Source organism: Paenibacillus sp. FSL H7-0326 (assembly GCF_001955535.1).
Taxonomy (GTDB): domain Bacteria; phylum Bacillota; class Bacilli; order Paenibacillales; family Paenibacillaceae; genus Paenibacillus; species Paenibacillus shunpengii.
This window is the reverse complement of record NZ_MPVN01000001.1, coordinates 1,380,516-1,397,954: the sequence shown is the minus strand read 5'-3', so window position 1 is coordinate 1,397,954 and position 17,439 is coordinate 1,380,516. Positions and strand designations below refer to the sequence as shown.

General features: G+C 42.5%; 24 protein-coding genes and 1 pseudogene. 23 read left to right on the top strand and 2 right to left on the bottom strand.

The window, feature by feature from the left end; genetic code table 11:
* Entirely contained in the window at nt 1–441 is a 441-nt protein-coding gene (locus BK126_RS06840; protein ID WP_076311866.1) for a GNAT family N-acetyltransferase, read from the top strand.
* Between the two features lie 292 nt (nt 442–733).
* Here BK126_RS06840 and BK126_RS06835 read toward each other — a convergent pair whose 3' ends face one another.
* The gene (locus BK126_RS06835; protein WP_047912038.1) at nt 734–991 is read right to left on the bottom strand and encodes an excalibur calcium-binding domain-containing protein; all 258 of its coding nucleotides are present in this window, start codon (nt 989–991) and stop codon (nt 734–736) included.
* A 187-nt stretch (nt 992–1,178) separates the two neighbouring features.
* On the opposite strand from BK126_RS06835, the gene BK126_RS06830 reads away from it, so the two are divergent.
* From BK126_RS06830 to BK126_RS06725, 21 genes and pseudogenes are all read left to right on the top strand, one after another.
* A complete protein-coding gene (locus BK126_RS06830; protein WP_076311865.1) occupies nt 1,179–1,739 on the top strand; it encodes a GNAT family N-acetyltransferase in 561 nt (186 codons plus the stop codon).
* Nucleotides 1,690–2,212: pseudogene (locus BK126_RS06825) on the top strand (NUDIX domain-containing protein). The gene BK126_RS06830 and the pseudogene BK126_RS06825 overlap by 50 nt, the downstream one beginning before the upstream one ends.
* A 17-nt stretch (nt 2,213–2,229) precedes the next feature.
* Nucleotides 2,230–2,625, top strand: coding sequence for a DUF5071 domain-containing protein (locus tag BK126_RS06820; RefSeq protein WP_076311864.1), 396 nt, complete (start codon nt 2,230–2,232; stop codon nt 2,623–2,625).
* Nucleotides 2,626–2,646: 21 nt separating this feature from the next.
* The gene (locus BK126_RS06815; protein WP_076311863.1) at nt 2,647–3,171 is read left to right on the top strand and encodes a GNAT family N-acetyltransferase; all 525 of its coding nucleotides are present in this window, start codon (nt 2,647–2,649) and stop codon (nt 3,169–3,171) included.
* A 148-nt stretch (nt 3,172–3,319) separates the two neighbouring features.
* Nucleotides 3,320–3,916 (top strand): YdcF family protein, encoded by a 597-nt coding sequence (locus tag BK126_RS06810; RefSeq protein WP_076311862.1) that lies wholly within the window; start codon nt 3,320–3,322, stop codon nt 3,914–3,916.
* Nucleotides 3,917–3,965: 49 nt separating this feature from the next.
* A complete protein-coding gene (locus BK126_RS06805) occupies nt 3,966–4,328 on the top strand; it encodes an NIPSNAP family protein (protein WP_076311861.1) in 363 nt (120 codons plus the stop codon).
* Between the two features lie 19 nt (nt 4,329–4,347).
* Nucleotides 4,348–4,842: a GNAT family N-acetyltransferase gene (locus tag BK126_RS06800; protein ID WP_076311860.1), complete on the top strand. Its 495-nt coding sequence runs from the start codon at nt 4,348–4,350 to the stop codon at nt 4,840–4,842.
* 24 nt (nt 4,843–4,866) lie between these two features.
* Nucleotides 4,867–5,292 carry an NUDIX hydrolase gene (locus BK126_RS06795; protein WP_076311859.1) on the top strand — a complete coding sequence of 142 codons (426 nt, stop codon included), beginning with the start codon at nt 4,867–4,869 and terminating at the stop codon, nt 5,290–5,292.
* 110 nt (nt 5,293–5,402) lie between these two features.
* Nucleotides 5,403–5,924, top strand: a complete 522-nt coding sequence (locus tag BK126_RS06790; protein WP_076311858.1) for a VanZ family protein — start codon at nt 5,403–5,405, stop codon at nt 5,922–5,924.
* Nucleotides 5,925–6,143: 219 nt separating this feature from the next.
* A complete protein-coding gene (locus BK126_RS06785) occupies nt 6,144–7,022 on the top strand; it encodes a class I SAM-dependent methyltransferase (protein ID WP_076311857.1) in 879 nt (292 codons plus the stop codon).
* A gap of 54 nt (nt 7,023–7,076) precedes the next feature.
* A complete protein-coding gene (locus BK126_RS06780) occupies nt 7,077–7,604 on the top strand; it encodes a DinB family protein (RefSeq protein WP_076311856.1) in 528 nt (175 codons plus the stop codon).
* Between the two features lie 40 nt (nt 7,605–7,644).
* Nucleotides 7,645–8,226 (top strand): O-methyltransferase, encoded by a 582-nt coding sequence (locus BK126_RS06775; protein ID WP_076311855.1) that lies wholly within the window; start codon nt 7,645–7,647, stop codon nt 8,224–8,226.
* 77 nt (nt 8,227–8,303) lie between these two features.
* Nucleotides 8,304–9,077 carry a class I SAM-dependent methyltransferase gene (locus BK126_RS06770; RefSeq protein ID WP_076311854.1) on the top strand — a complete coding sequence of 258 codons (774 nt, stop codon included), beginning with the start codon at nt 8,304–8,306 and terminating at the stop codon, nt 9,075–9,077.
* 190 nt (nt 9,078–9,267) lie between these two features.
* Nucleotides 9,268–10,242 (top strand): phosphodiester glycosidase family protein, encoded by a 975-nt coding sequence (locus BK126_RS06765; protein WP_076311853.1) that lies wholly within the window; start codon nt 9,268–9,270, stop codon nt 10,240–10,242.
* Between the two features lies 1 nt (nt 10,243).
* A complete protein-coding gene (locus BK126_RS06760; protein ID WP_076311852.1) occupies nt 10,244–11,257 on the top strand; it encodes a GtrA family protein in 1,014 nt (337 codons plus the stop codon).
* 140 nt (nt 11,258–11,397) lie between these two features.
* Nucleotides 11,398–11,763 carry a DUF4180 domain-containing protein gene (locus tag BK126_RS06755; protein WP_076311851.1) on the top strand — a complete coding sequence of 122 codons (366 nt, stop codon included), beginning with the start codon at nt 11,398–11,400 and terminating at the stop codon, nt 11,761–11,763.
* 78 nt (nt 11,764–11,841) lie between these two features.
* Nucleotides 11,842–12,390: a GNAT family N-acetyltransferase gene (locus BK126_RS06750; protein WP_076311850.1), complete on the top strand. Its 549-nt coding sequence runs from the start codon at nt 11,842–11,844 to the stop codon at nt 12,388–12,390.
* A 384-nt stretch (nt 12,391–12,774) separates the two neighbouring features.
* Complete coding sequence (locus BK126_RS06740; RefSeq protein ID WP_076311848.1) at nt 12,775–13,746, top strand: ROK family protein; 972 nt, start codon at nt 12,775–12,777, stop codon at nt 13,744–13,746.
* Nucleotides 13,747–13,760: 14 nt separating this feature from the next.
* Nucleotides 13,761–14,630 carry a phosphotransferase family protein gene (locus BK126_RS06735; protein WP_083655746.1) on the top strand — a complete coding sequence of 290 codons (870 nt, stop codon included), beginning with the start codon at nt 13,761–13,763 and terminating at the stop codon, nt 14,628–14,630.
* An 83-nt stretch (nt 14,631–14,713) separates the two neighbouring features.
* Complete coding sequence (locus BK126_RS06730) at nt 14,714–15,112, top strand: HD domain-containing protein (protein ID WP_256702725.1); 399 nt, start codon at nt 14,714–14,716, stop codon at nt 15,110–15,112.
* Nucleotides 15,113–15,227: 115 nt separating this feature from the next.
* Nucleotides 15,228–15,689: a pyridoxamine 5'-phosphate oxidase family protein gene (locus tag BK126_RS06725; RefSeq protein ID WP_076311846.1), complete on the top strand. Its 462-nt coding sequence runs from the start codon at nt 15,228–15,230 to the stop codon at nt 15,687–15,689.
* Nucleotides 15,690–15,785: 96 nt separating this feature from the next.
* Here the strand turns inward: BK126_RS06725 and msrA are convergent, their stop codons facing one another.
* On the bottom strand, nt 15,786–16,301 hold the full coding sequence (gene msrA / locus BK126_RS06720; RefSeq protein ID WP_076311845.1) for a peptide-methionine (S)-S-oxide reductase MsrA: 516 nt from the start codon (nt 16,299–16,301) through the stop codon (nt 15,786–15,788).
* A gap of 192 nt (nt 16,302–16,493) precedes the next feature.
* On the opposite strand from msrA, the gene cysK reads away from it, so the two are divergent.
* A complete protein-coding gene (gene cysK, locus BK126_RS06715) occupies nt 16,494–17,429 on the top strand; it encodes a cysteine synthase A (RefSeq protein WP_076311844.1) in 936 nt (311 codons plus the stop codon).
* Nucleotides 17,430–17,439: the final 10 nt, after the last annotated feature.

Genomic DNA, 17,439 nt, shown 5'->3' with positions numbered 1-17,439 from the left:
ATGGAACTTAGATTATTCGATAGAAATGACCTCTTATCGTGTGTAAATACGTTTATAAGTGTTTTTAATCAAGAGCCGTGGAATGATGAATGGTCACCAGATACTGCATATCGATACTTAATAGATTTCACGAATACCCCTGGATTCATAGGTGTTGTTGCTGTAGATGGGGAAGAAATCATAGGCTTTATCTTTGGTGCTACAAAGCATTGGTGGAGTGGAAAAGAGTTTTTCATCAACGAGATGTGTGTCAGTGTACAGAAGCAGAAATCCGGTGTAGGATCAGCACTTATAAGATTTTTAATAGAAAAGCTTGAGTCTGATGAGGTAGGTAATATAACGTTGTTAACGGATCGAGGTATTCCTGCTGAAGCTTTTTATAAAAAGCTTGGTTTTGCAGAGATCGATAGACTGGTGTTCTTGAATAAGAACCTGAACTAAGAGAATCAGGAAGACAATCATTGTCTAACACAATATTCATTTCAAACTGGGTGAGCCGCAGTACATGGTCACCGAACGCTTATCAGCCGCTGAATGCGGCTTTTTTTGTTATACAGTGTCTTGTTTTGTCTGGTACATTGAAGGAAATTACTAGTAAGTATGGAATATGAAAGATTACGTGCTTTAAGCACAATCTGGGAAACGAAGAAAGGCTAATCGAACTTGCCTAGAAGAGTGAGAGCTGATATTTTGACAATAGTTGGACCTTCGATAGAGAAGGTCCCGTGATATATTATTTTTCACACGCAATGAAATCTTTATCTCGATCGCTTTTCTTATTCGCTTCATATAATTCTTTGGATACGAAGGGCTTATATTTGGTTTTCCCGCCTTTGTTCTTAATAGAAGCAGATTTGGCTACTCCGCCTTTATAGACTTTGTTTAACTCAGTACAGTTCTTGTAAGTAATCACCTCAGGTTTGGCAGCGGCAGAACTAACGGATCCAATAAATAGAGTGGATACCAGCAAAAAAGCGAACGTTTTTTTCAATGGAAAACCCTCCTGCGATATATAAAGTGTGAAACATATTGATATGTATAAAAATGTAATAAACAAACTTATGTGCTAATTATGCACAAACATGATCAGAAAGTCGAGATAAACCTACACAGCTTATGATATTAGGAAGAGTGTGAGATTGAAGAAGACACTAAATTACATTAAGGAGAATTCATAAATGCACATAGAAACCGCAAGATTAAATATTCGTGAGTTCATCATGAATGATTGGATTGATGTACATAAGTATGCATCCAGCCCTCGGGTAACTGAGCATACGCTGTGGGGACCCAATAGCGAAGAGGAGACGAAGTCTTATGTAAGTCATCAAATTGCAATGCAACAATTAAATGAGCGAACAGATTATGAATTTGCTGTCATTCTAAAAGAAACAAACCAATTAATTGGTGGCTGTGGAATGTATATCAGAGAGAAAAATGCAGAGATCGGTTACTGTTTTAATTCTGAATATTGGGGCAATGGCTACGCTAGCGAAGCATCTAAAGTGTTATTGAAACTAGCATTTGAGAACTTCAATATACATAGAGTCTTTGCAACTTGTCGACCAGAGAATACGGGATCAGAAAAGGTATTGCGAAAAATAGGAATGAAAATGGAAGGTCACTTAAGGGAGCATATATGGGCTAAAGGAGTATTCCATGATTCCTATTTGTTTTCTATTTTAGAGAATGAATATAAAGAGAGGGTTGAACCATTTGGCAGCCGAAGTAACTCATAAAATATATACGATGTGCATGATACAGGATGGATCGAAGGTTTTATTAATGAATAGACCTGATAAGCTTGGATTTCCAGGATACATAGCTCCAGGGGGAAAGGTGGATTTTCCAGAGAGTATAGTTAATGGTGCAATTCGTGAAGTGCGTGAAGAGACCGGATTAATCGTTAAAGACATCATATACAAAGGTCTCGATGAGTTCTGTGAGCCGGATAAAGGCTTAAGATATATGGTGTTTAATTATCTGGCGACTTCTTTTGAGGGGAAGCTGCTTGATCATCCGCCAGAAGGGGAGTTACGGTGGGTAGAGATTGAAGATGTACCTAAGTTACCTATGCAAGATTGGTTTAAACGAAGATTTCCTTTGTTCTTTGAAGAGGGAACTTTTGAAATGAGTTTTTATATGGAATGAGAAAAGCGATCAGACATTGGATGAGACGATCAAAAATTATGGTATTGGCGTTAAAAGTTAAGGGTCAAGGTGAGCTAAATGAATAATCTCGAACAGCTAGTTCCAAAACATAAACATGATTTAGAGGTCATTGATAAGCTGAGAGAACTTGATCCCAGAATGGATGTTAGTTCAATCATGGATGACTTGTTTGAATGGCTGCAGGATATTAACTGGCCTGTTGCACAAGAATTATGTACGGTGCTTCCAAGATTCAAAGCGGATGATCTGCTTCCTAGAATACACAGGGTTTTAAATAGCGACGATGAAGGCTGGCAATATTCATGTATCTATTTTCTCATTCCCAAATTGAATACGGATGTCCATAACGAAGTAAGAGAAGATCTGCTGAGAATCATTCAGAATCCAACACCGAGCGAAATATTAAGCGAAATAAACAAGGGAGCTAAAGAGATTTATGAAAGTGTATTCTAAAAGAAGGGAGCAAAAAGAGTTATGCAATCCTTTCGCTACTATTTAATGACAGAAGAATACGCTGCGTCCATTGCTGAATGGACATATGAAGAATCTTACTCTTTCTATAACATGGATGGCAGCGAGGAAACGATCTCGGAGTTAATGAACGGTGAATATTACTACGTTTTGAATGATGATAATGAGTTGTTTGGATTTATTTGTATTGGAGAATCAGCCCGTGTATCTGGAGGATATGAAGTAGGGATTTACAATGATGATAACTGTATTGACCTTGGCCTGGGATTAGCTCCTTCACGCACGGGGATGGGTAATGGTGCACACTTCATGGCTGATTCTATCAAGTTTATTATAGAGGAGTATCAAACATCTAACATTCAACTTGTCGTCGCTGCATTTAACGAACGGGCAATTAAAGTCTATGAACGGGTTGGATTTGTAAAGTCTCAATGGTTCAAAAGTCGAGTAGGAGAAGAAGAAATTGATTTTGTATTGATGAAATTAAAGACAAACAATGAAGCGCCAGGCATACATAAGCGCATATGAAATATGATATCAAGTCGAGTATGAATAATGGCAGGTAGCATCAAGGTATTTAGTATAAAATCGGAGGAAAAATTTGTTGAATCCAATGCGCCGAGAAATTCAGGATCGTTAGGCCGAAGTTGACAATAACAATACGAGAGGTCGGGAAATGAAAATATCGGATATGTCTTTGGATCGTATCTCATTGGATAATAAAGATTTGCTAACCCGCATTCTATTCAGTGGGATTGAGGATGATGGCGAGAACGGTGATGTTATTTTTGTATTTGGCAGTGTGTCGGCCAATAAATATCGGGTCCCACATGCCGTTGAATTATATAAATCTGGACGCTCCGCAAAGATATTAATGTCTGGTGGAGCACTCGAGGTGCCCGAAGCCATATCAATGAAGAATAGAGCCATCGAGCTCGGGGTACTTGAACAAGATATTATCGTTGAGACCCTATCCAAGAACACGATAGATAATGTCCTGAAATCCAGAGAAGTACTGGACGAGTATTTCGGATTAAATCATATAAAAAGAATTCTGATCGTCACTACTTTTTATCATATCCGACGCTGCTACTTAACATTGAAGACCTATTTGCCTGAACATATTGAGTACTCATTATGTCCTGCTCAAGATAAGAGCACGAGACCTACGAACTGGTGGGAAAGTCAGCAAGGTACTCAAAGAGTAATGAAAGAAGTGGAAGGGCTTATCTATTACACGAAAAATGGTAAGATACAAGATTTCGAAGTTTAACTCAGCAAACGAACTTATATACAGACTGCGAAAGTAGGTGTGGAAAATAATGATCTATCGGAGGAAGACGTATATTGTTGCTAATTCGATTGTAGATGAGTTTAATTCTTTATTTAATGATGTCTTGTTACCAAGCAAGCTGAAGTATGGAGCCAGATTGATTGGAAGATGGCAAACTACATTAAATGAAGATACTAGTGAGATCTTTGCCATGTGGGAATATGATACGTTAGAGCAATATGATGAAATTGAGAGCAAGATTAAGTCTGATGTAGAGCATGTGAGCAAGGTTCAGCAACGATTTGATGGGATTGGAAGAGATAGACTAAAGGAAGCGTTGCAGGATATTAAACAAGAGTTCTTCATAACAACAGTAGACAGGGAACGGACCATTTTAAAGACTTTATTATAGGTGAAGGTGGTAACAAACGATGAATTATAGAATCAGACCTATTGAAGCAGAGGATATTGGATTTCTATGGGAAATGTTATACGAATCGTTGTATGTTCCAGAGGGACAGGAGCCGTTTAGCAGAGAAATGATCAATGACCCACACCTTTCGAAGTATGTAGAAGGCTGGGGACGAGAGGGAGATTTTGGATTTATCGCAATCAACGAAGAAGGCAAACCAGTTGGATCAATAACAGCTCGATACTTTCATGAGAGTAACAAAGGATTTGGATATGTCGATAATGACGTGCCGGAGCTCGGAATGGCGATCTTAGAAGAATACAGAGGAATCGGAATTGGAAGCGCTTTGATGAATGAACTCTTTAAAGAAGCCAGGAAGAAGAACATTGAAAGAATCTCATTAAGTGTAGATCCACGCAATGAAGCAGCAATGAAACTTTACCAGCGATTTTGCTTCGAAGAGACAGGTAAGGTAGGCACATCCATAACCATGGTTGCAAATATAAATAAGTAATCTCAAAAATGAAGGAGTAGCGTCATGCACCCACCAAAGCATATTGTTTCGGCAGCTGCCGTTGTAGTTAATGATAATAACGAAATATTACTGATCAGAGGACCAAGAAGAGGGTGGGAAATGCCTGGAGGACAAGTAGAGATAGGAGAATCTTTGAGTCAGGCCGCAATACGAGAGACGAAGGAAGAATCAGGGATCGATATTGAAATTATTAAATTTTGCGGGATATTTCAGAATGTTGGGAACTCGATTTGTAATACACTATTTTTAGCAAAGCCCATCGGAGGCGAATTAACATGTTCACCGGAGAGCCTGGAATGTGGATTTTTCCCCATTGAAGAAGCGTTAGAGAAAGTACAATGGAAAGATTTTAGAAAAAGAATAGAGTATTGTTTGAAGCCCGAAACGCAGCCTTTTTGTATTGAATTTATGGATAATAACAATATTTGAACAATCCCCCCCTGACAATAATTTCAATATAGAGAATCAAACTTATTCGCAGCTTCAATCGTTATAGAGTTGATTCATCAGTGAGATGATTGTCTAGAGAGGGAGAGAAAATGAAAACAACACAACTAGAACGAGGCATGAAGCTAACTTGGTTGCTATTTGCAGTTAATATTTTGCTGTTAACCTGGATTATCGTATTTAAAATGGCATTCTCAGCGCAGGATTTACCGGAGATCAGAAACATTAACCTGATTCCATTTGGTGAGTCGGTCATCGTTAACAATGAATTAGATATACAAGAGCTGCTATATAACATGATTGCTTTTGTTCCTGTTGGGATATATCTAAGCATGCTGACGAAGTGGTCATTTCTCAAAAGAGCAGCGACTATTGCAGCTATAAGTCTGGTATATGAACTGCTTCAATATTTGTTTGCCATTGGTGCCAGTGACATAACGGATCTAATCAACAATACGCTTGGTGGTGTTATTGGAATTGGGCTGTATCATTTACTGCTAAAGCTAGTCCGGACGAAGTTCAGAGCTGACAAGATTATTAACATCCTTGCGGCTGTTGGAACGATTGGCTTGATATTATTTATGAGTTTGATTTTTATAGTGAATGGTTTTTAGAAGGATGAGGCTCTCAGGCCTAATCGAACCTTACAGGAACAATTAGAACTCGAGAGCTTAAGCTTTATGGGGATCACTTGTTGAATTAAAAGTGGTTTTCAAGTAGATTTTGTTTGAACAAAATTTACAATTATTACACATCTAATGGTCTAATTTTAACCCCATAGAAAAATGCTGCGTGTTAAATATAATAAATAACAATGAATAAGGGGCTGCACAATGTCCGAATATTATTGGGATACTCAAATCGAATACCTTAGAAATACGCGATGGCTGTACTACAACGATGATTATCTAGAATTTCTGGTGCAAAAAGTGTGGAACATTCAAAAGCCTGTAAATGTCGTGGATTACGGCTGCGGATATGGATACCTCGGTTTAAAGCTGCTGCCTTTATTGCCAGAAGGATCAACTTATACGGGAATAGATAAAGGCCAGGATTTGATTGATGAAGCAAAAGAATTATTCTCTCGCTTACCGTATACAACAGAATTTATCGTAGCTGATCTTGAAGAACAGTCCGTAGATGGCAAGTATGATATTGCGATGAGTCACGCCTTTTTGTTACATATCGCTGAACCATCTATTATTCTACAGAGGATGATCGATAGCGTAGTAGATTCGGGCAGGGTGATATGCTTTGAGCCTCATTGGATATCAAATATGTCGAACTATTATTTCGAAGGGCAGGAACAATCCGATATCATACAGCTGGGAATACTCCAGAGATTGTTTGAAGCAGACAGAAGAAGTAAGAGCAAAGACGGAAATATCGGCATGAGATTACCTGTACTTCTTAGCCAGCTAGGTTTACAGGATGTACAGTGCCGGGTCAGTGATCGGGTGAACTTTTTAGATCAGCATATGGATTTAGACATGAAGAATAAGCTCTTCGAAGCATTAAGTGCAGATGGATTAGGCCAAGATCCAGGTGATGATAAACAGGTTGAAATCAATCTGATAGAGAGAGGGTTGACAGCGGAAGGGGCAAGAAGGCAGTACGATGCTGAACGGTTATTCTCCAAACAATTTAATGATCAATCCTGGTTAACCTACGCACCCAACATGAAGATTTCCTTCGGGATTGTTAATAGGTAGCAGCGTTGAACGCTGTGATCAGTAATAGGATAAAAAGATTTGGAGGGGCGAACGATGATGAATATGGATCAAATCTATCTAATCACCAGCATCCCTGGATATACTCCTCAGATCAGTCGGCTTATTTCCATGATGAATTATGCGAGATATACAACCTTAGAAGAAGTGAAGGGCTTATCGAAGGAACAGCTTGATTACCTGCTGGATGCAGAGAGCAATTCCATAGGTGCTTTGTTATTACATTTTGCAGCAGTTGAATATGCGTATCAGGTCTCGACATTTGAAAAAAGGTTTTTCAATGATGATGAACTGTCTATCTGGGGTCCAGCACTTGAGTTGGGTTCGACCGGGCAAGAACAGATCAGAGGGCATGAACTGACATTTTACCTTAACAAATTGGAAGAAGTAAGAAATAGAACACTTGAGTATTTTAAGTCCGTAAATGATGATTGGCTTCATCATGAGGAGCAATTCTGGTATGACAAACAAGCAAATTATTACTTTATGTGGTTCCACGTCTTTGAAGATGAAATCAATCATAGAGGACAAATCAGAATGATCAAAAAGAGAATGAAGGTATAACGATAAGTTAGCTACGCAGTTCATACAAGGAGGCTTATCCATGGACGAATTACAAGGTATTCAGCGCCCGATCCATGCTGAACGAGTGAGTAAATGTGCTGCAGAATATGGCTTCACGGCTTCGTGTGATGATCTAACAGGCAGCTTCCTTCGGATGTTAGCCGCAAATCGCAAGCAGAGCACCATTTTGGAATTAGGAACAGGTGTAGGTCACTCTACAGCTTGGCTTCTTGATGGAATGGATCAGGAGAGCAGGCTGTATTCTGTTGAGATGGATGAGCAATGCTCGAATATTGCGAGGGAAGTGCTGGGGGATGATCCTCGGTTACATCTATTTGCTCAGGATGGCGGCGAATACATAGAACAACATAAATCCGAACAATATGATGTCATCTTCGCTGATACATGGCCGGGCAAGTTTTATCTGGCGGAAGAGGTGCTTGATATGGTCAAGCCTGGAGGGCTGTATATCATTGATGATCTGAACCCGCAGCCGAATTGGCCTGAAGACCATGAGGATAAGGTATCCAAGCTAGTATCGTATCTGGAATCAAGAGAGGATTTCCATCTGTCTAAGCTCAATTGGTCAACAGGACTCATCTTAATGACGAAGAAGAGCTGACTAAGAGCAATCAATGACCTCGACCGATATCAAGCTATGTATAGTTAGAAGTTAATTCAGACTGGAGGCGGAGCAGTATGGAGAATAAAGAAACCTTCAATTATATCGTTAGTGAATATGAGAGGTTCAGACCCGCTTATCCCAAAGAAATGTTCGATGATATTGCTGATTATTCCAGCCTGAAACAAGGCCAAAAGATCCTAGAAATTGGCTGCGGAACAGGTCAAGCGACTGGAGGCTTCGTAGATAAAGGTTTTACGGACATCACCTGTGTTGAGCTTGGTGACCAACTAGCACAGTTTACTGCAGAGAAATTCAAAGGATATCCCTCAGTAAAAGTACTTCATACCGCGTTTGAGGATTGGAATGGAGAGGGTTCACCTTTTGACCTCGCGATTTCGGGAACGGCCTTTCATTTCATTGAGCCTGATTTTGGATACCGGAGAGTGTGGGAGCTGCTTAAACATAACGGCTCAATGGCTTTCTTCTGGACGGTACATGTTCCGATGTATGATGACCTCCACCAGGAAATTCGTCTTCACTACCGCGAACTTGCTCCTCATTTGGATGACGCTGCGCTGCCTACTCCTGAGGAGATCATTGAAGACAGAAGAGTGATTACTGACAAGTCGGGGTTCTTTAACAATCTGCGTGTAAAAGAGTATAGGGAAATACATACACTCACCAGCTCCGCTTATGTATCCTTGCTGAATACAAACTCCAAGCACAGACAGCTTCCAAAATCGGTTAAAGATGAGTTGTTCCATCGAATCCAGGAGTCCGTTGACCGAGCAGGGGGTACAATTCATAAGGAGCATAGGGTTGCCTTATATTTAGCAGCAAAAGCTTAGCTGATTGTGAAAAGTATACAAGATGGTTGTTCTCTATTAAGGAGAGAAAGCCATCTTTTTTTTGCACTTCCGTATCTGAAGATCGATGCGAGATTCGTTCTAACCGTCAGTGCATTGGATCTTTGTTTCAGATTCATTTAAGCAACCCTTTATATACTCAGCCTTAGAATATATGTAAAGGGGACTTCTTATGAGAGCCGATCTGAAGCTTGGTCAAATACGGAAAAGAAAAGGGATGTTCATCTCCATAATGATTCTAATTATCGTGGGGGTTATATTATATGGACTTGCTGATCGCTATCTTATTGAGCACGTTGAGGTCGTGGTCACGGATGAGACAGCGGAGTCTAATCAAGCAGCTGGTACAGCCGAGTCTAGCGATACCTCTGCAACTACTACAGACGCGGAGTATGATGACTGGAATTATACGAGTGATGATATTCAGATTCAGATCGACCAGGTACAAACGGGTACGGGTGAGGACCAAATTACTTACTATGTTGCCGATGTGATACTTAAAAATGCGGATCTCTTACGCACAGCATTCGCGAATGACAGCTTTGGAACGAATATTATCGAGAATACCTCGGCTATTGCTTCAGGCAAAAATGCGATCTTCGCGATCAATGGAGACTACTATGGATTCCGAAGCGATGGAGTCATTATCCGCAATGGAACGCTCTATCGAGACAGCCCGGTGAGAGATGCGATGGCATTGTTTGCGGATGGCTCTATGCAGACGTATAACGAGACCGAGGTTTCTTCCTCTGAGCTGCTGGCTGACGGGGCAGTCCATACGCTCTCCTTTGGACCGATTCTCATACAGGACGGTGAAATCACGGGAGATTTTAGTCATGTCAAGATTGACAGCAATTTCGGCAACCGTTCCATTCAGGCTGCGAACCCGCGGACAGCGATTGGCATGATTGAACCGAATCATTATGTCTTTGTCGTGGTGGATGGGCGAAATAAAGGCTACAGCCGCGGAATGACGCTGGACGAGCTTGCACAGCTTATGGATGACCTCGGTGCAACAGAGGCTTATAATCTGGACGGCGGCGGTTCCTCTACGATGGTATTCATGGGCAGGGTCGTGAACAATCCTCAAGGTAAAAATGAAGAACGCGGGGTCAGCGATATCCTGTATGTAGCGGAGGGAGAATGAGATGACCATTCTAATTCCAGCCTACGAACCGGATGATCGCTTGCTTGATTTAATCATTCAGCTTCTAAACTGTGAGCTGGGCCCAATTGTCGTTATCGACGATGGCAGCGGGCCGGCATACAGCAGGATTTTTGCATTGGTGAAATCTCTCCGATGTACCGTCCTCACGCATGAGGCCAATCTGGGTAAAGGACGCGCATTAAAAACAGGCTTTGCGCATATTCAGAGAGCCGGACTCCCGGGCCCCATCATTACGGCCGACAGTGACGGTCAGCATCTTCCGCATGATATACAGCGGATATATGAAGCCGTGCAGAAGCAGACAGTACCCGGCATGGTGCTCGGCAGCCGGCGCTTCAGCGGCAAGGTACCTCTCCGAAGCCGGTTCGGCAATACGGTCACGAGAGCTGTTTTTACACTGACGACAGGAAACAAAGTATACGATACACAGACAGGACTGCGCGGATTTCCCTTATCCATGGTGAGCTGGCTCTCAGATCTCCCTGGTGAACGATTCGAATATGAAATGAACATGCTGCTGACCGCGAACACAGCAGGCTATCCCATTACGGAGGAATATATAGATACGGTTTATTTGGATGAAAATAAATCTTCTCACTTTCGCCCTGTTGCCGATTCGATGCGGATCTATTATCCAATTCTGCTGTTCAGCACTTCGTCGCTGATCTCTGCACTTCTTGATTTTGCCTTATTGTTCATCGTGCATTATTTCAGCAGCAGTCTATTATTATCAGTGGTCGTTGCAAGGCTGTGCAGCTCTGTATTCAACTATTCTATGAATCGAAGATATGTGTTCACGGGAGGACATACGAAGAGAGTTTATCAATCCTTTCCCAAGTACTTTGCACTTGTCCTGCTCATATTGCTGCTGAATTATGGACTGTTGTACTTTTACAATGAAAAATTAATTATTCCGCTGCTTGCTGCGAAGATACTGACGGAGGCATCCATCTTTGTGTTCAGCTACTGGGCACAGCGCAGGTTCGTCTATTAATCAACCGATTAGCTTAAATGCTTGAGGAGATTGGTTGTGGAAAATGGATATTCCGTGTTTAATGAGAATGTGGGGATAAGCGTGCTGCTGGTCCTCTAAGCGCATAGGAACTTGTCCTATTGAAGTCGGGAGGAATAAAGATGGAAATATCGATTGTTCAGAACAATGGAGTTGAGATTGCTATTGTACGTGATATGGATGTATTAATTGAAGACGTTCAATCTGCCTTGGATCTTATGGCAACAGTGAAGTATGAGACGGGCTCCAGCCGGATTGTCCTGCATAAATCAGCGATAGCGGAGCCGTTTTTTGATCTGAAGACGAAGCTGGCCGGTGAGATCATGCAGAAGTTTGTAAATTACCAGACGACGATCGCGATCGTGGGGGATTTTTCAATCTATGAGAGCAAGAGTCTGAAGGACTTTATATATGAGAGCAATAAGGGCCGACATATCTTTTTCCTGGATCATGAGGAGCAGGCGGTTGAGAAATTAAGCAGGGTATAACATGCCACGCCAAAAAGATAGACTGCCAAGTGCAATTCATAATCGCAGATCTGAAATGTGGAGGAAGGGAGCAATGTCTTGAGCACAGTACAGGTCATACCGGCGGGTTCGGCTGATGTCGAAAGGGTTAATTATATTTTTGAGAAGACCATACCGGATACGTTTGAAAAAGAAGGCATCGCCCATCTGGAAGAGGATCTTTCCGGGGAAATTGAGCTTAAGAAAAAGCTCCTTCAAAGGGCGCTTCAATCGGATGCTGCAGATACTCTTTTTCTCGCAGCAATGCAGGATGATATGGTCGTAGGCACCATCTCGTATTCGCCTTGTGGAGAGGATATTAAAGTGTGCACCGAGCATGCACTGGATCATGTGGGTGAGCTCGGCAGTTTATATGTGCTCCCCAGTCATCAGGGGCAGGGGATAGGCTCTGCATTGATCAAGGCGCTGCTGACTCTACTGAATGAACAGGGAGTCGAACAGTTTTGCCTGGACAGCGGATATAAGCTGGCACAGCAGAAGTGGCTGCGAAAATTCGGCAAGCCTTATGTTAGCGTACGGGATTATTGGGGACCAGGCTCCGTGCACATGGTATGGCTGTGTCAGGTGAACGATTTTATCGACAAGTAGTCTTAATCGAAGCAGGTGATGACATGTTGCTGGCATTATTGTTTATTTGTTCTATTTTATCTCTACTTTTTATTTTCAAATCGGAAGATGGACAGTATTGGTCTAAGCTAGCTCTTTTTGTGTTTGGGTATTCCTTGATCCTGAGTGTTTTTTTGCTGAACGACACTTGGAGCGGAGGACTTAGTTTTATATTAGAGCTCCTTCCAGCAAGCACTTATAATGAGAACGTAGAGCTTCTAATGGGGATATCAATAGTTTCTCTGTTATGTTACTTTGGATTCAAGGCTTATAGAAAATAATGAAGCATATGCAGAAGAGGAGGTCCGGATAGGGATCTCTTTTTTATAGCTTAAAAAATAATAAAGTAAGTGTAGGAGCAGACAGATGAGCAAATATTTAATCGGTGTTGATCTCGGCGGAACCAATACGAAAGCAGCGATATACACTACACAATTTGAGACAGTAACAGAGCTGAGCGCGGCGACGAAAGCTGCAAAAGGGCCAGCTTATGTATTATCCAATATCGCAGAAACGGTGCAAAAACTGCTCGCTTCCGTAAATTTGTCGCAGGCGGATATTGAGGTTATGGGAATGGGAATTCCAGGGCTGCTGGACCCTCAAGCAGGGTTCTCTATTTTTTCGCCGAATTTTCCAGATTGGGCAGACATCCCGGTTGTGGATCGTATGAAGGAGCATTTCAATTTCCCTGTCTATATGGATAATGATGTACGTGTAAATCTATATGGTGAATGGCGTCATGGGGCAGGTGCAGGGTACCAGAACATTTTCTTGATTACACTGGGTACAGGGCTTGGATCTGGGATTGTCTGCGGTGGACAGGTTCTCTATGGCACGACCTCCAGCGCAGGTGAGATTGGACACATGAATATGTATAGAGAAGGACGTCCTTGCAAATGCGGCAGCTCAGGGTGTCTTGGCAGATATGCTTCGGCAGTCGGGATGGTGAATACGCTGCTTGAGAAGCTGGCTGCTGGTCAGCAGAGTATGATTCAGGATTGGGTACAGGGGGATTATACCCACATCACAGCCAAGATGATCTCAGATGCTTACGATCTGGAGGATCAGACCGCCAGGGAAGTAATGCAGGAGACAGGTGAAATTCTCGGGTTCGGTTTAGCTAACGTCATTAATCTATTTAATCCCGAGATTGTTATTGTTGGAGGAGGTATGTCTGCAGCAGGAGAGCGTTTGCTGGGGACGGTGAGAGAAACGGTTCATCGTCATGCGTTGAAGCTGTCGAGAGAAGCCTGCAGAATTGAACCAGCCCGGCTTGGTGGAAGAGCAGGAATGTTTGGCGCAGCAACGTATGCATTAGATAGATTACAACACGGATAAAAAGGAGTATTGCGATGAGTCATTATCTGCTCGATATTCGTTGGGAAGAAAAGAATGACAAGGTAGATGTTCTGCTTAAGCCAGGCAGTTCTCCCGAGATGACGGCGTTAGAAGCGGGTCTTGAAGCCCAAGTCTTCCAGATCGTGCCCGATGAAGAGGAAAACAGCCTTGTGCTCAAAATATGGAATCGCGATTCCAGACCGGATATCCGGCGCCAATATAAACTGCTTGAGCTTCTGCATAGCTATGGGATGCCCGTGTCCAGGCCGCTTGGCTGGGGTTATGATCTGAACGGCAATCAGGTTCTGCTTACTCCTTATGATGGAGCACCGGTTACCCGATTGGGTGCAGCGGTTGTTCGTAAGCTCGCCAAAATGTTGACCGATATACATAAGCTGCCGGTAGATACGGAGTTTGGCGACTTATTGCCGGAATACGATTTTATGTCTTATTTTTATCCGTCTATCGATCAGCATGAGGATATCAAGCGGCTGCTGATTCCGCTGCTTGAGCGTGCAAATCTCAATCATCACAGTGTGATTCACGGTGATTTTAATCTCGGCAATGTTTTGGAGCAGGAAGGTCAATACAAGATCATCGATTGGACCAATGGGCAGCTGGGAGATGCAAGGTATGATATCGCCTGGTCTGTCGTTGTTATGCGGATATTTGCAGGAGAACGGAATGCAGCAGTGTATCGAGCCGCTTGTTTATCTGCAACCGCTTATACGGATGAAGAGCTGGAGCTGTTTGAAGCGATTGCGACACTCAGAGGAGTGCTGCTCAGCAGAGGGAGCGATCTTTTAAAAGGAAAGGACATGATGAAGCGGGTCAGAAACATACTTAATGAAAACAAGTATCTGACATCAGATGTTATTGTGTGATATCTGCTTCTAGAGGAGAGAGCAATATATCCTCTTTTTTCACTTTGAATGATGACTTAAGCACATTAGAGCATACTTATGCCGTGGCAGCTGAGGCGAAAAGACTTGCGCGAATGTATCAGGCTGACGAGACTAAAGCTGTTCAAGCGGCACTCCTGCATGATGTCAGTAACGTAATTCCTGTATCGAAGATGCTGGAGACGAGCGAGCAGCTGGGCATTGAGATTCTCGTAGAGGAACGAAGATATGATCGAAGTGTCCACCAGAAGCTGTCTAAGGTAATGGCCTGCCAAATATTTGAGATAACAGATCCTGAGGTTCTCGCCGCGATAGAAAGTCATACAACTCATAAACCTGGGGCTGGCATAGTTGATAAAATACTGTGTATTTCCGATAAGATCTCCTGGAATTTGCCTGGAGAACACCTGTACTTGGAGGACATGCGAGCCAAAATAAAGATGAACTGGATGGAGCGATCCTGATCTACTTAAATCATATCTGGGATCAACGCGACAAATTGAAGCTGGTGCATCCTTGGTTAGTTGCAGCGAGAGAAGAACTGCTTTCACAAAAATAATATGGACGGGCGGTTAAATAATGCGGATCATTAGAGATAAAAATCAGAGCTTTGATCTTAATCATTTTCTTCAAAAACCTTTGTTTGCGCATCTGGCAACTGTATCAGAATTAGGGCCGAGAGAATCCCCGGTGTGGTTTCATTGGGAAGAAGATCGTTTGTGGATCATCGGAACCCCTGACGATACTTTTCCGGTAAGAATCCAGAAAGAACCTAAATGCGCTATAGGCATAATAGAATTTAATCCGCGAAGTGGGTTGGTGTTGCATGCAGGGTTTAGAGGAAAGGCATTGGTGAAAGCGTATAATCAAGAATTAGCTAATCGGTTGCTAGCCCGTTATTTAGGTCCAGATTTGAGTTTATGGGATCCTAGGTTTTTACATATGGGAGAAGAGAATAGTCTCATCTGTTTTGAACCGGAAACAGTCGTTATCAGAGACCAATCGTATAACGTCAGGTCAGAGAAGCAGAATGTAATGTAGGTGTTGAAAAAAGAGCCAAGACCTATAAGGGCGAAGCATTCACTTTGCTGTACAGTGTCTGGCTCTCTTTTTGAAGTTTATACGATCAGAAATCTTCTACTTCCAATTTTCCGCAATAAATTCATCACGGCCTGATTTCTCCCGGTCTTCCTTATAATGCTTCTGATTCTTCTTATGGTAGTCCTGATGATATTCTTCCGCAGGGTAGAATGTAGCCGCTGGCAGGATCTCAGTGACAATCGGTTTATCAAACCGCCCGCTTTCTGCTACCTCTTTTTTGGAAGCCAGAGCAAGCTCTCGCTGATGCTCATTATGATAAAAAACAGCCGTCTTGTACTGACTGCCACGATCTTGGAATTGCCCGCCTTCGTCTGTCGGATCAATTTGAGGCCAGAACAACTCCAGCAGCTTCTCGTATGGAAACAGCTCTGGATCAAAAGTAATTTCGACGACTTCATAGTGACCTGTCGTTCCGGTCTTGACCTGTTCATATGTAGGATTCTTTACAGAACCCCCTGTGTAACCTGATACGATACCGTGGATGCCGGGCAGCTCCTCAAATGGAGTAACCATGCACCAGAAGCATCCGCCTGCAAATGTCGCTTTTTCCATGTGTCCAACCTCTTTCAGTAAGTCTACTAGTGTATAGTTGTCCTTCAGTATACCAAATTTCCTTCCGCTGGGGACAGATATGCTCGATTCTAATTCATTATTCAAGTATTGTTTGTATTTATTTTCCATCTATGTTAGCTTTTTAGTATAACCAACCTCGTTGGTTGGTATTATCTAGCTGGAGGGATGAACTTGAGCCGTATCGCCAAAAACCTTACCGAGCTTATCGGAAATACACCTCTCTTAGAATTAAGTCATTTTTCAAAAGTCCAACAGATTGAATCTACTATGTATGCTAAGCTAGAGTACTTTAATCCAGCAGGAAGTGTAAAAGATAGAATTGGCTATGCCATGATTAAAGATGCGGAGGAACTCGGGCTTATTACACAGGATTCAATTCTTATCGAACCGACCAGCGGCAATACTGGTGTGGGATTGGCATTTGCTGCGGCTGCTCTAGGATATAAATTGATAATTACGCTCCCGGAAAGCTTTAGTGTAGAGCGTCGTAAGCTGCTCACTGCACTTGGAGCTGAATTAGTACTTACACCGGCACAAGAGGGAATGGCAGGAGCAATCAAGAAGGCAGAGGAACTGGCGGCAGAAATACCAGGCTCCTATATACCTCAGCAATTCAAGAACCCGGCTAATCCAGCAATACATAAACAAACGACAGCAGAAGAAATATGGAGAGATACAGAAGGCAACATTGATATCTTCGTTGCGGGTGTAGGTACTGGAGGTACCATCTCCGGGGTAGGTGAATTTCTGAAGAATAAGAACAAGAACATTCAAGTCGTTGCTGTCGAGCCTTACGATTCTCCAGTACTGTCAGGCGGCCAAAAGGGACTGCACTCCATACAAGGCATCGGTGCCGGATTTATTCCAGACAACTTTAACCGCTCTGTCATTGATGAGATTGTTACAGTCAGAAATGATGAAGCGATGCAAGTTTCAAGGCTGCTGGCTAGAAGTGAAGGGCTTCTTGTTGGTATTTCCTCAGGGGCAGCAGTGTCTGCTGCATTAACCCTTGCAAAGAGGCCTGAGAATAAAGGGAAGTTGATAGTCGTCATTCTCCCTGATACAGGTGAGAGATATTTATCTACCGCCTTATATCCAGATGTATAACACACTAAAA